This is a genomic window from Streptococcus sp. k-90 (assembly GCF_013277565.1).
GTDB lineage: Bacteria > Bacillota > Bacilli > Lactobacillales > Streptococcaceae > Streptococcus.
Window position 1 is genome coordinate 76,926 of the sequence record NZ_VMNE01000001.1, and the last position, 15,214, is coordinate 92,139.

General features: G+C 35.9%; 13 protein-coding genes. 4 read left to right on the plus strand and 9 right to left on the minus strand.

The features are described from left to right. Window position 1: 1 nt before the first annotated feature. From HT734_RS00385 to HT734_RS00415, 7 genes are read right to left on the minus strand one after another with little or no spacing between them, the layout of a single operon-like run. Window positions 2–796 carry an energy-coupling factor transporter transmembrane protein EcfT gene (locus HT734_RS00385; RefSeq protein ID WP_061759640.1) on the minus strand — a complete coding sequence of 265 codons (795 nt, stop codon included), beginning with the start codon at window positions 794–796 and terminating at the stop codon, window positions 2–4. Beyond that, window positions 789–1,628, minus strand: coding sequence for an energy-coupling factor transporter ATPase (locus HT734_RS00390; RefSeq protein ID WP_033680915.1), 840 nt, complete (start codon window positions 1,626–1,628; stop codon window positions 789–791). The genes HT734_RS00385 and HT734_RS00390 overlap by 8 nt, the downstream gene beginning before the upstream one ends. Further along, on the minus strand, window positions 1,613–2,440 hold the full coding sequence (locus HT734_RS00395) for an energy-coupling factor ABC transporter ATP-binding protein (RefSeq protein WP_033680916.1): 828 nt from the start codon (window positions 2,438–2,440) through the stop codon (window positions 1,613–1,615). The genes HT734_RS00390 and HT734_RS00395 overlap by 16 nt, the downstream gene beginning before the upstream one ends. Next, complete coding sequence (gene pgsA, locus HT734_RS00400; protein WP_033680917.1) at window positions 2,437–2,982, minus strand: CDP-diacylglycerol--glycerol-3-phosphate 3-phosphatidyltransferase; 546 nt, start codon at window positions 2,980–2,982, stop codon at window positions 2,437–2,439. Before pgsA ends, HT734_RS00395 begins: the two co-directional genes overlap by 4 nt. Window positions 2,983–2,992: 10 nt before the next feature. Further along, window positions 2,993–3,835, minus strand: a complete 843-nt coding sequence (rodZ, locus tag HT734_RS00405) for a cytoskeleton protein RodZ (RefSeq protein ID WP_173278070.1) — start codon at window positions 3,833–3,835, stop codon at window positions 2,993–2,995. Between the two features lie 41 nt (window positions 3,836–3,876). After that, window positions 3,877–5,160: a pitrilysin family protein gene (locus tag HT734_RS00410; RefSeq protein ID WP_173278072.1), complete on the minus strand. Its 1,284-nt coding sequence runs from the start codon at window positions 5,158–5,160 to the stop codon at window positions 3,877–3,879. After that, window positions 5,157–6,407, minus strand: coding sequence for a pitrilysin family protein (locus tag HT734_RS00415; protein WP_173278074.1), 1,251 nt, complete (start codon window positions 6,405–6,407; stop codon window positions 5,157–5,159). Before HT734_RS00415 ends, HT734_RS00410 begins: the two co-directional genes overlap by 4 nt. Before the next feature lie 158 nt (window positions 6,408–6,565). Here HT734_RS00415 and yaaA point away from each other — a divergent pair, with 158 nt between their 5' ends. Beyond that, window positions 6,566–6,934, plus strand: coding sequence for a S4 domain-containing protein YaaA (gene yaaA / locus HT734_RS00420; RefSeq protein ID WP_049487626.1), 369 nt, complete (start codon window positions 6,566–6,568; stop codon window positions 6,932–6,934). A 2-nt stretch (window positions 6,935–6,936) separates the two neighbouring features. Further along, window positions 6,937–8,034: a DNA replication/repair protein RecF gene (recF, locus tag HT734_RS00425; RefSeq protein ID WP_173278076.1), complete on the plus strand. Its 1,098-nt coding sequence runs from the start codon at window positions 6,937–6,939 to the stop codon at window positions 8,032–8,034. 51 nt (window positions 8,035–8,085) lie between these two features. Here the strand turns inward: recF and guaB are convergent, their stop codons facing one another. Continuing rightward, window positions 8,086–9,564 (minus strand): IMP dehydrogenase, encoded by a 1,479-nt coding sequence (gene guaB / locus HT734_RS00430; RefSeq protein ID WP_000073402.1) that lies wholly within the window; start codon window positions 9,562–9,564, stop codon window positions 8,086–8,088. 152 nt (window positions 9,565–9,716) lie between these two features. Continuing rightward, on the minus strand, window positions 9,717–10,742 hold the full coding sequence (gene trpS, locus HT734_RS00435; protein WP_173278078.1) for a tryptophan--tRNA ligase: 1,026 nt from the start codon (window positions 10,740–10,742) through the stop codon (window positions 9,717–9,719). A 205-nt stretch (window positions 10,743–10,947) separates the two neighbouring features. Between trpS and HT734_RS00440 the strand changes: the two genes are divergently transcribed. Together HT734_RS00440 and HT734_RS00445 are read left to right on the plus strand one after the other, a co-directional pair. Continuing rightward, the gene (locus HT734_RS00440; RefSeq protein ID WP_173262594.1) at window positions 10,948–12,570 is read left to right on the plus strand and encodes an ATP-binding cassette domain-containing protein; all 1,623 of its coding nucleotides are present in this window, start codon (window positions 10,948–10,950) and stop codon (window positions 12,568–12,570) included. Window positions 12,571–12,631: 61 nt separating this feature from the next. After that, window positions 12,632–15,184 carry a YfhO family protein gene (locus HT734_RS00445; protein WP_173278080.1) on the plus strand — a complete coding sequence of 851 codons (2,553 nt, stop codon included), beginning with the start codon at window positions 12,632–12,634 and terminating at the stop codon, window positions 15,182–15,184. Window positions 15,185–15,214: the final 30 nt, after the last annotated feature.

The following is a 15,214-nucleotide window of genomic DNA, read 5'->3' on the forward strand; positions in this document are numbered from 1 at the left end:
ACTAAGATTTTAAGAAAAATAAGCAACAACCAAGTACGAGAATAACAAGAATAGTCAGCGTATCCTTTCGAGTCCATTCCAATTGTCGGTATTGACTTCTGCCTTTTCCACCCTGATAACCACGCGCTTCCATAGCGATAGCCAAGGAATCCGCACGTTTTAAACTTGTTGCAAAAAGAGGAATCAAAATGGGAATCATAGCCTTCACCTTTTGAACAATGCTTCCTTCACCAAAATCCACTCCACGCGCTTTCTGTGCATTCATAATCCGCGTCGTATCATCCATTAATGTCGGAACAAAACGCAAACTCATGGACAGCATTAAGCCAATTTCATGAACTGGAACTTTCACACGCTTTAAAGGTGCTAACAAAGCTTCGACAGCTGATGCTAAACTTAATGGCATAGTCGTTAGGGTTAACAAAGTTGAAAAGAAAATAATCAATACAAAGCGACAAAAAATAATTCCAGCTTGTTGCAAAGCATAATCCGTGATTCTCACAAACGAAAACTCAAATAAAATATTCCCATTAGAAATGAAGAACAATTGAAAAATAGTTGTGAAGGCAATCAAGAAAAACATAGACTTCAAGCCCTGAATAAAAAATGAAAGAGATACTCCTGACAAGGCAATAAATATCCCTGTCGCTACAAAAAGAATTAGATTCGTCAAGGGATTATTAGCCCAAAACACAATCAAAATCAGTAGCATCATAGCCAGTAATTTGCTACGTGGATCCAATCTGTGAACAATCGAATCCCCTGGGATATAACGCCCCAAAATCATACTATCCATTTAGCGACTCCTTGAACTCCTCTATCTTAATCGGTAATCGTTTAAATGACACGCCTCTATCAGCCAATCGTTTACAAAAGGCTGTAATTTTAGGTACTCCCAACTGCACTTCTTCCATAAAGACAACATCTTGAAAGACATCACTCGGTTTACCCCCTTTAACCAAACGTCCCTTTTCCATCACATAGACTTGATTCGCATATTCAGCCACATCATCCATCAAATGCGTTACCAAAACGATGGTCATCCCTGACTGGTGGAGTTTTTTGAACAAATTCATCAACTCTTTTCTCCCCAGAGGATCCAAGCCTGCTGTGGGTTCATCTAAGACTAATATAGCTGGCTCCATGGCAAGTATGCCTGCAATGGCAACACGTCTCATTTGTCCACCTGATAGCTCAAATGGGCTACGATTAAAAAGTGATTCATTAATTCCAACCAGAGCCAGTTTCTCACGCGCAATCTTCTCTGCATCTTCTTCAGAAACTCCAAAATTTTGCGGTCCAAAAGCAACGTCTTTCAAAACCGTTTCTTCAAAAATCTGATTTTCGGCAAACTGAAATACCAAGCCAACCTGTTTTCTAATTTGACGAATATCTTTATTTTTAGAAGTCGAGGTGATTAAGGTATCAAAAACCCGCACACTCCCTTGACTTGGCACCAATAAACCATTTAAAAGTTGTAAAATAGTTGATTTGCCACTACCTGTGTGGCCAATTAAAGCCGTATAAGAACCATCTTCAATCGTCAAAGAAACATCTGACAAAGCTGTTGAAGCTAAGGGAGTCCCTTCTTGATATGTAAAACTCACATTTTCTAGAGCAATTCCCATAGTTTATTCTCTAGCTCACTTTCTGTCAAATAATTTTCAGGTAAATCATAGCCATTCTGGATCAAGGAATGTCTTAATTGATTAGCAAAAGGATCGTCTAATCCAATTTGATCTAAATCATTTCGAGAGAAAAGTTCTCTTGGACTGTTGGTTGATTCAATCGACCCTTTTTTCATGACCAATACGCGGTCACTCATGGCAACTTCTTCCAAATCATGTGTAATGGAAATGACTGTCATATCGTAGTCTTTTCGAATTCCTTTTACTGTCTCAATCAGTTCTCTACGCCCCTCGGGATCCAACATACTCGTCGCCTCATCTAAGATTAGAATCGCTGGTCTTAGGGCTACAACACCTGCAATGGCCACACGTTGCTTTTGGCCGCCTGATAGACGCGCTGGCTCTCTCTTTTTAAAGTCCAACATGCCTACCAAATCCAGAGCTTCTTCCACTCTTTTTTTCATTTCTTGACGAGAAAGTCCCTGATTTTCCAAACCAAAGGCAACATCATCTTCAACAGTCGCTCCAACAAATTGATTGTCTGGATTTTGAAAAACCATACCGATTTGACGACGTATATTCCAAACATTTTCCTCAGTCAAACGTTGGTCATCAATTACAATCTCTCCAGATTCCGCTTCCAGTAAGCCGTCAATTAATCGAACCGTCGTTGATTTACCACTACCATTATGCCCTACAATCGAAAGCCATTCTCCACGTTTCACGTGAAACGTAATACCCTTCACATCATAGTATTCTTGACTTTCCTTATAACGAAAAGAAAGATTTTTTACATCAATTATTGATTTCATTTCGAACCAAATGTCCCTTTAAATACATAGGCACTACCCTTGAAATAATCATAGCCAGAGTAGATAGTGAAAAATAAGGCTACATAAAGTAGAACTTGGCCAAGCAAAGTCCAATGTAATAGCAAGAAAATAATGGCAAACATCTGACTGAAAGTTTTAATTTTTCCAGGCATTGCTGCTGCTAAAACCGTTCCACCAGTTTCAACCAATAAAAGCCTTAAACCTGTCACAGCTAACTCACGACAGATAATCACTGCAACAATCCAAGCTGGAGCCATACCTAACTCAATCAGCATAATAAAAGCCGACATAACTAGTAGTTTATCCGCCATAGGATCCGCAAATTTACCGAAATTACTGACCACATTCCATTTACGAGCTAAATATCCATCTAAATAATCTGTAATACTGGCAATAGCAAAGATAATAGCCGCTACCATATGACTCTCTATCGAATTTCCTACCGTTAAAATAAAGATAAAGATGGGAATAAAGAAAATTCGACCTATTGTTAAGAGATTTGGAATTTGTTCTTTTTTCATTTGTTTTTCCTTAATTCTTAGTAAAGGTTATTGTAATTGTCCCAGTATAAGCTGTTAATTTAGATAAATTCACAGTCTGATTATCTACTGTCAAAGCAACACTTTTTACAACACCTAAAGTAATGGTTACAGAATTTTTAGTTGAAACGGTTGTTTCCACACTTTTATTATCCGGTGATAAGGTCACTCCACCCTCAAGTTCACTTTCTGAAATACTAACCCAACTTCTAGCATCTGAAACCGATAATTGCAATTTTGCAGTTTCCTTACTTGTTTTATAAGCTATTTCTACATGATTTCCTTCACCTGATACACTTATAGCTGATTCTACACTAGAAGAACTGCTAGATGAACTACTACTTGAGGATTGAGGAACAGAGCTAGTTGAACTTATTGAACTTGTTGATTGAACCACACTGTAATTAGAAAGAGCAGACCCCTCTGGTTGAGTTTGAATATAGTTCCAAACATAATAGGTCACAAAAATTAAAATCGATAAAGCAAAAAGGATAAAATAAAATAAAGGTAAAAATGATGTTTTTTTCTTCTTTTTCTTATTTGAACGTCTACGACCTGTCAACTCATCTTCATCAACGTCTACTTCCTCATAAGTAATCATACTCCCAGAATCATAAGCATCCAAAACAATTTGGTCATCTAATTCAACAGCCCAGGCATATTTTTTCAAGAAAGAACGCGTGTAAAAAGGACTTGGAAGTTGATCGAAATCGTCTGCTTCCATTGCTTCCAACATATCTAACTGGATTTCTGTCTTTTTCTGCAATTCATCTAAACTCAATCCCTGATTGATTCTAGCTAATCGTAAAACCTCACCAATTGTTTTTTTCCTCATACTTGTCATCCCTTCTTTCTAGTGTCTATTATGATAGGTTACTACGATGGGAATATTGTAAAATCAACTATATCCCCTTCATCTATTAAGTGATGCCCTGCTTCAAGGACATCCTCTAAAGTAATTTCCTGTAAAATCTTTGGTAAATCAAAAATTGTCTCACCATGTTCAAAAACATCATATTGCGTTGCAATAAATTCAAGAGAGTTCATGCTACTGAAAATTTCTCCAAACATCTCTCTTTTGATAATATCTAAATGATCCTCTGTAATATCTAAATCCTTTGTAAAATTACGAATGGCCTTCCTAAATTGATGAGATAAAGCAACTGGCTCTTTTGTATCCATTGTCAACATGACAAAATGAAAGCGACTTGTTACTTCAATTTCAAGAGATAAGGATGCGTCAATTTTACCTGATTCATATAATTTTTGAAAACGATCCGAAGTCCAACCAAACATCATTGCAAACAATAATTTTAATAAAATATTATGTCGATAACATTCCGCATCAGCAACTTCTCGATTACCTCTAATCCCAATCGCTAGTTTGGGAGAAGATACATCCATTCTCATACTGTCTGTTTGCTGTACATCTTGTAAAACAAATTTTTCTCTTACTACTTCCTGAACATCTAAAACTTTTAGTTCTTTTCTTTCAAAGTAGTCCTGAACTCGCTCCACATCAAAATTACCAACTAAAAACAGAGACATGTTTACAGGTTTGTAAAACCTTGTAAAATTTTCTTGCAAATTAGTTAGATTGATTTGGGAAATGGACTCCTCACTTCCAACAATATCAGTTGCTAAAGGTGTGCTAGGATACAAATTCGCTAAAGTTGAAAAGAATAAACACGAATCTGGATCATCTTGATACATTTCTCGTTCTTGCTGGATAATATTCTGCTCTCTTAAAACGGAATCTTCAGTAAAGTGTGCTGATGTTACCAATTCATCAAGTAACTCTAAATTTTCTAAAAAATGATCCGTTGCTGAAAAAAGATAGTTTGTTTTTGTAAAGCTTGTAAAGGCATTACTATCTGCACCTAGACTCGTAAAAGCCGACAGCAAATCGCTAGAATCTTTTCTCTCAAACAATTTATGTTCAAGAAAATGAGCAATTCCTGCAGGATAGCTTTTTACATCTCCGTCAACTTCTGTGACAAGCGTATCTACCGAACCAAACTGTATAGTTACACTCCCGTAAACCTCTTTAAATTCTTTTTTAGGCAAAAGAGCAACTGTCAATCCATTTGATAAACGAGTTCGATAAACCATTTCTTTTACAGCTGGATAGTATTTTTCTTCAAAAACAACCTTTGTCATTCTATTCCTTCCATAAAGTAAATCGCCTGTAATTTCACATTATTAGCTGCTCTACAAATATCATCTTTGTCAACTTGCTCGAGCTTTTCAATCCAAGTTTTAAAGTCTGCTGAAGATTTCCCAAGTAAAGAATTTTGATAAGCACGTTCAATCAATGAAGATTGATTATCTTGAGAAAGTAACAAAGACCGACGAATCATTTCCTTGGTCTGCTCTAGCTCAAGCTCTGTAAAATATCCTTTTTTTAAATCGATCAGTTGATTATTCATCATTTTACGAGCCTGGTTCCGATTTTCTCGATTGATACCAGCATACATCCTCAAGAATCCACTAAACAAATCGAGCTGACTTGAAATAGTATAAGCCAATCCAGCATTTTCACGGACATTTGTAAATAGTTTAGAGTGAGCAAATCCACCAAGTAAACCATTCATTACAATCATGGGTAAATGTTGCTCATCACCATATTCAGAAGGGCAATGATAACCTAATTCCAAAATGGATTGTCCCACATTTTTCCGAACCATACCTTCCTGAAGGATATTGGAATAAGGTTGACAATACTGAACCTTCACATCTCCTTTTCGACCTTTAAAGCCAAATGATTCTAATACATTTTGAATTTCAACCTCATTAAAATCACCTAGGAAAAAGAAATCTATTCGATCATTGGCCAAAAATTCTTGGAAACAAGAATAAGAACTTTGTGGAGTTTCAGCTAAAATACGATTTCGTAAATCATTATATTCCAATTGGAGACGTTCATCATAAAAAAATAATTTATCCAATTCTTTATGTGCAAAATAAAACGAATCATCCATATCAGCTACTAAACTTGCTAGCAATTGTTTTTTCTCAATTTCAAATAAGGCCGAATCAAACCCATTATCAACTACTACGGGTGAAAAAAGAGTTTCTTTTACAAGTTCTAAAACCTGAGAAGTTAGCACATTTTTCCTACTTAAAAACTCATCACGAACATAGGCAAATGTCAATTCTACAATGTGACTTTGCCCTCTTCTGAAACAATTGGTTGACATATCTGTACCGTATAGACTGGCCAAATGTTTTCTCAAATCTTGAGAAGTGGGGTACATCTGATTAGCAGTCTCTAGCATACTCGCACTCAACATGCGACCTGCAATCGTATCAAGAGATAATGGAGCGGTAAAACGCACGGTGATTTTGTTCGTTTTAAACTTTTTTGATTGGATAAAATGTGTTGAAATTCCATGCACTAACTCCATGATTTACCTCCTTATATACAGACTTCTATTATATCACGAAAAGCTGAAATTTTCTTGTTCTCTGTAACACTTTTGAAATAAAAATCGCTTACATTTCTCCCTGTTTCTCTCACTATTTTTAGGAAAATATGGTATAATACCAAAGATTGAGGTGAATTATGGAATACAAACTATTTGAAGAATTTATTACCCTCCAAGCACTACTCAAAGAACTTGGAATTACACATAGCGGAGGAGCTATCAAATCATTTCTCTCTGAACATTCTGTTTACTTTAATGGGGAATTAGAGAGTCGTCGTGGTAAAAAACTTCGTATTGGCGATAAAGTTGACATCCCTGACATGAATATTGACATCTTGTTGACACAACCTACTTCTGAGGAGCAAGAGGAATACCAAGCTGATAAAGTTGAAAAAGAACGAATCGCTAAGCTTGTTAAGGAGATGAATAAGGGAGTAAAAAAAGATAAATCAAAACCTACTTCTTCACCCAAAAGCAAACAAGCTCCGCGATTCCCTGGTAGATAATCATGTGGCTACAACATCTATCTCTCAAAACTTTTCGTAACTATAAAGAGACGAAAATAGACTTTAATCCTAAATTAAATGTCTTTTTAGGACGCAATGCACAAGGTAAAACAAATATGTTAGAGGCTATCTATTTTTTAGCCTTAACACGTAGTCATCGAACTCGAACAGATAAAAATCTCATTCATTTTGATGAGGAACAACTCCATCTTTCAGGTCTTGTTCAGAAAAAAACTGGATCTATTCCTCTCGAAATCGAACTAACACAAAAAGGACGTGTGACAAAAGTGAATCACTTAAAGCAGGCACGACTTTCAGATTACGTAGGACACATGAATGTTGTCTTATTTGCTCCGGAAGATTTACAACTAATTAAAGGAGCACCTTCGATTCGACGAAAATTTATTGATATGGAGCTTGGACAAATTAAGCCAATCTATTTATCTGACTTAACCAATTATAACCATATCCTTAAGCAAAGAAATACCTATTTAAAATCAGCTCAAACAATAGATGAAACCTTCCTTTCAGTCTTAGATGATCAGCTAGTCGATTATGGATGTCGTGTAATGAATCACCGCTTAGATTTCATAAAAAAACTAGAAGCATTTGGGCGTAAGAAACATTTTGAACTTTCTAATCAGATTGAAGAGCTGTCAATATCCTATCAATCTTCTGTCAAGATAACTGACAAAGAAGACTTATCAGAATCTTTCAAAATTGCTTTAGAAAAAAGCAGGTCTAGAGATTTATTTAAAAAGAATACTGGTATTGGGCCTCATCGAGATGATATTTCTTTTTATATAAATGGGATGGATGCTAGTTTTGGAAGTCAAGGTCAACATCGTAGTCTCGTCCTCTCGATAAAATTAGCAGAAATCGAATTAATGGAAAGTATTACTACAGAGTCTCCAATATTACTGCTTGACGATGTTATGAGCGAACTTGACAACACTAGACAACTAAAATTATTAGAAACGATTTCACATTCAATTCAAACCTTTATCACAACAACAAGCTTAGATCATCTTCAAAATCTGCCAGAAAATCTAAGTATATTTACTATTCAGGATGGTAAAGTTGCTGTAAATGAAAGTTGACAATATTGTAAAAGAACTCCTGTTTTTACTGGAGTTCTTTTCATTGTTTTTTTACATAGAATAATTTGGTGCTTCATTAGTAATTTGTACATCATGAGGATGGCTTTCTTTCAAACCAGCACCAGACATTTCAATAAACTGAGCATTATCATGCAACTCTTTAAGGTTAGCTGCACCACAGTAACCCATACCAGAGCGAATACCACCAATCATTTGGAAAACAATATCAGCTGCCGCTCCTTTATAAGCAACACGACCTTCAATTCCTTCTGGAACAAGTTTGTTTGCTTCATTGACAGAACCTTGGAAGTAACGATCGCTTGAACCTTTCTTCATAGCAGCAATTGATCCCATACCACGGTAAGTCTTAAACTTACGTCCTTGGAAGATTTCAGTTTCGCCTGGAGCTTCATCAGTTCCAGCAAACATTGATCCAAGCATAACTGCATTTCCACCTGCAGCAAGGGCTTTTACAATATCTCCAGAATACTTGATTCCACCGTCAGCAATGATCGTTTTACCATATTCACGCGCAACAGCTGCAGCATCGTAGATAGCTGTTACTTGCGGAACACCAACACCAGCAATCACACGAGTTGTACAGATTGAACCTGGTCCAATACCAACCTTGACAACGTCTACACCTGCTTCATAAAGGGCACGTGCACCTTCAGCAGTAGCAATATTTCCAGCAATCAATGTACGATCTGGGAAATGAGCACGAATCTCAGCAATTTTACGTAGAACCCCAGCAGAATGACCATGCGCAGTATCAATAACAATCGCATCTGCTCCTGCTTCAAAAAGAGCCTCTGCACGTTCAAATGTATCTGAAGTAACACCTACTGCACCTGCAACTAGAAGACGACCAAATTCATCTTTCGCCGCATTTGGAAACTCAATAACTTTTTCAATATCTTTAATAGTAATCAAACCAGAAAGACGACCTTCTTCATCTACCAACGGAAGTTTTTCAATACGGTGTTCTTGAAGAATGCTCTCAGCTATTGCAAGATCTGTACCCACAGGAGCAGTCACAAGATTTTCACTAGTCATATGGTTTGAGATTGGTTGGTTATAATCTGAAATAAAACGAAGATCTCGGTTTGTCAAAATACCAACCAATTTACGATTTTCCAGTGTTTCAACAACTGGAACACCACTGATGCGGTAACGACCCATAAGCTCATCTGCTTCAGCAATTGTATGTTCAGGCGTCAAGAAGAACGGATCAATAATAACCCCATTTTCAGAACGTTTTACCTTGCGAACCTCATCTGCTTGTTGAGCAATTGACATGTTTTTATGGATAACTCCGAGACCACCTGCACGAGCAATAGCAATAGCCATTTGACTCTCTGTTACTGTGTCCATAGCAGCGGTAATAATTGGGATATTTAAAGTCAAATTATCTGCCAATTTAGTTGTTAAATCTGCATCGTTAGGCAACACATGACTTTCAGCTGGAATAAGCAATACATCATCAAAGGTAAAACCTTTTTTCAAAAATTTAGTGTCCCAATTAGACATTCGAAGTTTCCTCTTTTCTTTCTTTTTGAGCTTGACTCTTTTTATATTGTATCTATCATACCATTCTATAAAAATTTGTCAAATGTTACAGGAGTAAATAAAAAAACTATCTTTTCTTTGAGATAGAAATGATAGTTTCTTGTAAAATAAACTTAGTTAAAGTAATGAAGTCCCATTGCTCCTTTAACTTCAGATAGAGTTTGACCTGCAACTTCACGCGCTCTTTCACTACCTTTTTGAAGCATATTATAAACTTCTCCCATATCCTTAGCAAATTCGATACGGCGCTCACGAACAGGACCCAGTTCACGTTCTAATATTTCAAGTAGATAACGCTTGGTCTTCACATCACCAAGACCACCTCGTTGATAATGTTCTTTCATTTCAGCAATTTCTTGAGCATCTTCTGGACGACCAAAAACATCTAGATAATGGAAAACCATATTTCCTTCAATTTTACCTGGATCCTCAACGCGGATATGATCTGGATCTGTATACATACTCATTACTTTTTTACGCAAAGTATCCGCATCATCAGCTAAATAAATACCGTTATTGAGTGATTTAGACATTTTAGCATTTCCATCTAAACCAGGTAAACGACCTGCTCTCTCATTTTCTGGATAAATACCTTCCGGCTCTACCAAGACATCACAGTTATATGCATTGTTAAAAGAACGAACAATTTCACGAGTTTGCTCAATCATTGGTTTCTGATCTGTCCCAACAGGAACATAGTTAGCCTTGAAAGCTGTAATGTCAGCTGCTTGAGCGATTGGATAGACCAAAAATCCTGTCGGAATACTTTCTCCAAATCCTTTTTGAGCAATCTCTGTCTTGACAGTTGGATTGCGCTCCAAACGTGCTAATGAAACTAGATTCATATAGTACATAGATAGTTCAGCCAACTCTGGAATCTGACTTTGAATAAAGATAGTTGACTTACTTGGATCCAATCCAACTGCAAGATAATCCAAAGCAACATTTCCGATAGACTCTACAATTGTTTGAGGTTCTTTAGCATGATCTGTCAAAGCTTGTTGGTCAGCCAAGAACACAAACATATCATACTTATCCTCTTCCTGTAATAATACTCGATTTTTGAGACTTCCAACATAATGTCCAATATGCAATTTTCCTGTTGGACGGTCTCCTGTTAAAATAATGGGTTTAGTCATTTTATTCTCCTTCGATATGGTCCCTTCAATTATAGCATTTTTTTAATGAAATAACCGCAATTTATCAAAATAAATCAACCTTGCTATTTCCGACTTTATGTAAAGTATACTGTAAATCTAATTTACACAAAATTGACACATAAAAATTTGAATATTTCTATATTTTCTAGTAGAATAAATATATTACACATATAGGAGAAAAACATTGCTTACAGTATCTGATGTTTCACTACGTTTTAGTGATCGTAAACTTTTTGATGATGTCAATATCAAATTTACAGAAGGAAATACTTATGGATTAATCGGTGCTAATGGTGCCGGAAAATCAACCTTTTTAAAAATTTTAGCTGGAGATATCGAACCTACTACTGGTCACATCTCTCTTGGTCCAGATGAACGTCTCTCTGTTCTTCGTCAAAATCACTTTGACTATGAAGACGAACGTGCAATTGACGTCGTTATCATGGGAAATGAAAAACTTTATAGCATCATGAAAGAGAAAGATGCTATCTACATGAAGGAAGATTTCTCAGATGAGGATGGCGTCCGTGCTGCCGAACTTGAAGGAGAGTTTGCCGAACTTGGAGGTTGGGAGGCAGAGAGTGAAGCCTCTCAACTCCTTCAAAACCTAAACATTCCAGAAGAATTACACTACCAAAATATGAGCGAATTGGCCAACGGTGAGAAAGTAAAGGTTCTCCTCGCCAAAGCACTTTTTGGTAAACCAGATGTTCTTCTCTTGGACGAGCCTACCAACGGTTTAGACATCCAATCTATTACTTGGTTAGAAGACTTCTTGATTGACTTTGATAACACCGTTATCGTAGTATCCCACGACCGTCACTTCTTAAACAAAGTATGTACTCACATGGCCGACCTTGACTTTGGAAAAATCAAACTCTATGTCGGAAACTACGACTTCTGGAAGGAATCTTCTGAACTCGCTGCTAAATTGCTAGCAGACCGTAATGCTAAGGCGGAAGAAAAAATTAAGCAACTCCAAGAATTCGTTGCTCGCTTCTCTGCTAACGCATCTAAATCTAAACAAGCAACTTCCCGTAAAAAGATGCTTGATAAGATTGTCTTAGAAGAAATCATTCCATCTAGCCGTAAATACCCATTTATCAACTTTAAAGCTGAACGTGAAATTGGTAATGATCTCTTGACAGTAGAAAATCTATCTGTCAAGATTGACGGTGAAACTATTCTTGATAACATTAGCTTCATCTTGCGTCCAGGTGATAAGACAGCGCTCATTGGACAAAATGACATCCAAACAACTGCCTTGATTCGTGCAATCATGGGGGACATTGACTATGAAGGAACTGTCAAGTGGGGAGTAACTACTAGCCGTTCTTACTTGCCAAAAGATAACTCGGCAGATTTTGCAGGAGGAGAGTCAATCCTTGACTGGTTGCGTCAATTCGCAAGTAAAGAAGAAGATGACAATACTTTCCTACGTGGCTTCCTCGGCCGTATGCTCTTCTCTGGAGATGAAGTTAACAAACCTGTAAATGTCTTGTCAGGGGGAGAAAAAGTTCGTGTCATGCTTTCAAAACTCATGCTCTTAAAATCAAATGTCCTTGTACTTGATGATCCAACCAATCACTTGGACTTGGAATCTATCTCAAGCTTGAATGATGGATTGAAAAACTTTAAAGAATCAATCATCTTTGCCAGCCATGACCATGAGTTTATTCAAACTCTAGCTAACCATATCATTGTCTTGTCTAAAAATGGCGTCATTGACCGTATCGATGAAACCTATGATGAATTCCTAGAAAATGCAGAAGTACAAGCAAAAGTTAAAGAACTTTGGAAAGACTAAATAAAACTTCAAAACTCAGTTGGATTAACCAGCTGAGTTTTATATCATTCTACGAGGTAACATGAAATCATTTTTTAAAACATATTGGGCCTATTTTGTTTCTTTTATCATTCCTGTAGTCATTATGACAGGAGTATACCTATCTCAAGGTATCTACTGGAATAGCGATACATCTCCTCTATTAGGAGACGGTTTCCATCAATACGTTATTTTTGATGTAGCTTTACGAAATATTTTACATGGAAATGGCAGTTTGTTTTACACCTTTACAAGTGGCCTCGGACTGAATTTCTATGCTCTATCTAGTTATTACTTGGGTAGCTTTCTTTCACCTCTGGTTTACTTTTTTAATCTGTCGAATATGCCAGATGCTGTTTATCTGACCACTCTCTTAAAATTTGGATTGATTGGTCTGTCAACCTTCTTTAGTTTAAATAGATTATTTAAAGATATCCCAAAATTTTTAAAACTGGCTTTATCTGCTTCCTATGCTCTGATGAGTTTCTCTGTCAGTCAACTAGAGATAAAAACTTGGCTAGATGTTTTTATTTTGATTCCTTTCATTATCACTGGTTTACACCTGCTTATCACTGAAAATAAATTCCTATTGTACTTTACAAGTTTGTCAATTTTGTTTATTCAAAATTATTATTTTGGCTATATGACAGCTTTATTTCTTATTTTCTGGTATCTCTGTCAAATTTCATGGGACTTTAAGACTCGAAAATCATCTTTTCTTGATTTCATAATCACCTCCTTTTTAGCTGGTATTGCTAGCTTGATTATGACTCTTCCCACTCTGTTTGATTTACAGACACATGGAGAAAAATTGACTGAAGTTACAAAGTTTCAAACTGAAAATAGCTGGTACCTTGATCTCTTTGCTAAGCAATTCATTGGCTCCTTTGACACAACAAAGTATGGGGCTATCCCAATGATTTTTGTTGGACTACTTCCCTTTATTTTGACCATTTTATTTTTTACGCTGAAATCTATTAAGTTTCACGTGAAACTTATCTATGCAATTTTCTTTGCATTTCTAATTGCCAGCTTTTATATTGAAGTTCTTGATTTATTTTGGCAAGGCATGCATACTCCAAACATGTTTTTACATCGCTATGCTTGGATTTTCTCTACCTTGTTAATTTACACAGCAGCGGAAGTCTTAAATCGTCTGAAAGAAATTAAAATCTGGAATTTTTTAGTTTCGCTTTTTTTTATAGTAACAGGATTTTTAGCTACCATCTATCTAAAATCGCATTATTCTTTTTTAACAGATTTGAATATTCTGCTTACTCTTGAATTTTTGGTTGTCTATTCGCTTTTACTCCTTGCAGTTATCAAAAAGTTTATCTCTGTAAATCTATTTGCCATTCTAATCTCTTTATTTATAATGGTTGAAATGAGTTTAAATGCTTCATCTCAAATGGACGGAATTGCTAAAGAATGGGGTTTTGCTTCTCGAAGTTCATATAATCGAGATATCCCAGCTATGGAATCTTTCTCAACATATATTGGAAATCAATTTACTCGTACTGAAAAACTACAAACTCAAACAGGAAATGACAGTATGAAATTCAACTACAATGGAATCTCTCAATTTTCATCTGTTCGAAATCGTTCAGCAAGCTCTACTTTGGATAAACTTGGGTTTAAATCCTCTGGGACTAATCTAAATCTCCGTTATGCCAATAATAGTATTTTGGCTGATAGTTTATTTGGTATCCAGTACAATATCTCAGACAGTCCTATTACTAAGTATGGTTTTAAAGATATCTATCAAAAAGATAATCTTACCCTATATGAAAATCAATACTCTCTTCCGATTGCATTTGCTAGTCAATCTGTTTACAATGATGTCAAGTTCAATGAACATACCTTGGATAATCAGGCCTCGTTTTTAAATCAACTTGCTAACGTCAATTTTGATTATTTTTCTCCAATACCCTATGAAAAAACGGAAAAAATAGAAAATACTAATGATTTGATTAGTATCACAAGTTCTTCAAATGAGGATGCAGCAATCCAGTATCAAATTGAAGTACCAGAAAACAGTCAAGTTTATCTTTCTTTCACAAACCTTCACTTTTCTAATGATAAACAAAAGAAGATTGACATTCTTGTCAACGGAGAGAAGAAAATTTTTACAACTGATAATGTTTTCTCCTTCTTTAATCTAGGCTATACAAAAGAGAAAAAAACTTTCAATATTAATGTTAGTTTCCCTGGAAATTCACAAGTATCATTTGAATCTCCTACCTTCTACCGTTTAGATACCCAAACTTTAACTGAGGCTATTCAAAAAATCAAAGAGCAACCTGTAACAGTATCAACTTCTAAAAACAAGGTTTTTACTACATATGATGTCAAACAAGATACGTCCATTTTCTTTACCATTCCTTATGACAAAGGTTGGTCTGCCTACCAAGATGGTAAGAAAATAGAAATTAAACAAGCTCAAACTGGCTTTATGAAAGTTGACATCCCTAAGGGAAAAGGAACTATTACACTTTCCTTCATTCCCAATGGTTTTATTACTGGAGCAATCTGTTCCTTTACTTCTCTTTTACTATTTGGAATCTATAATCACAAACGAAAATCATCTAAGACATAAAAAAATCGACCAGTTAAGCGGTCGATTTTT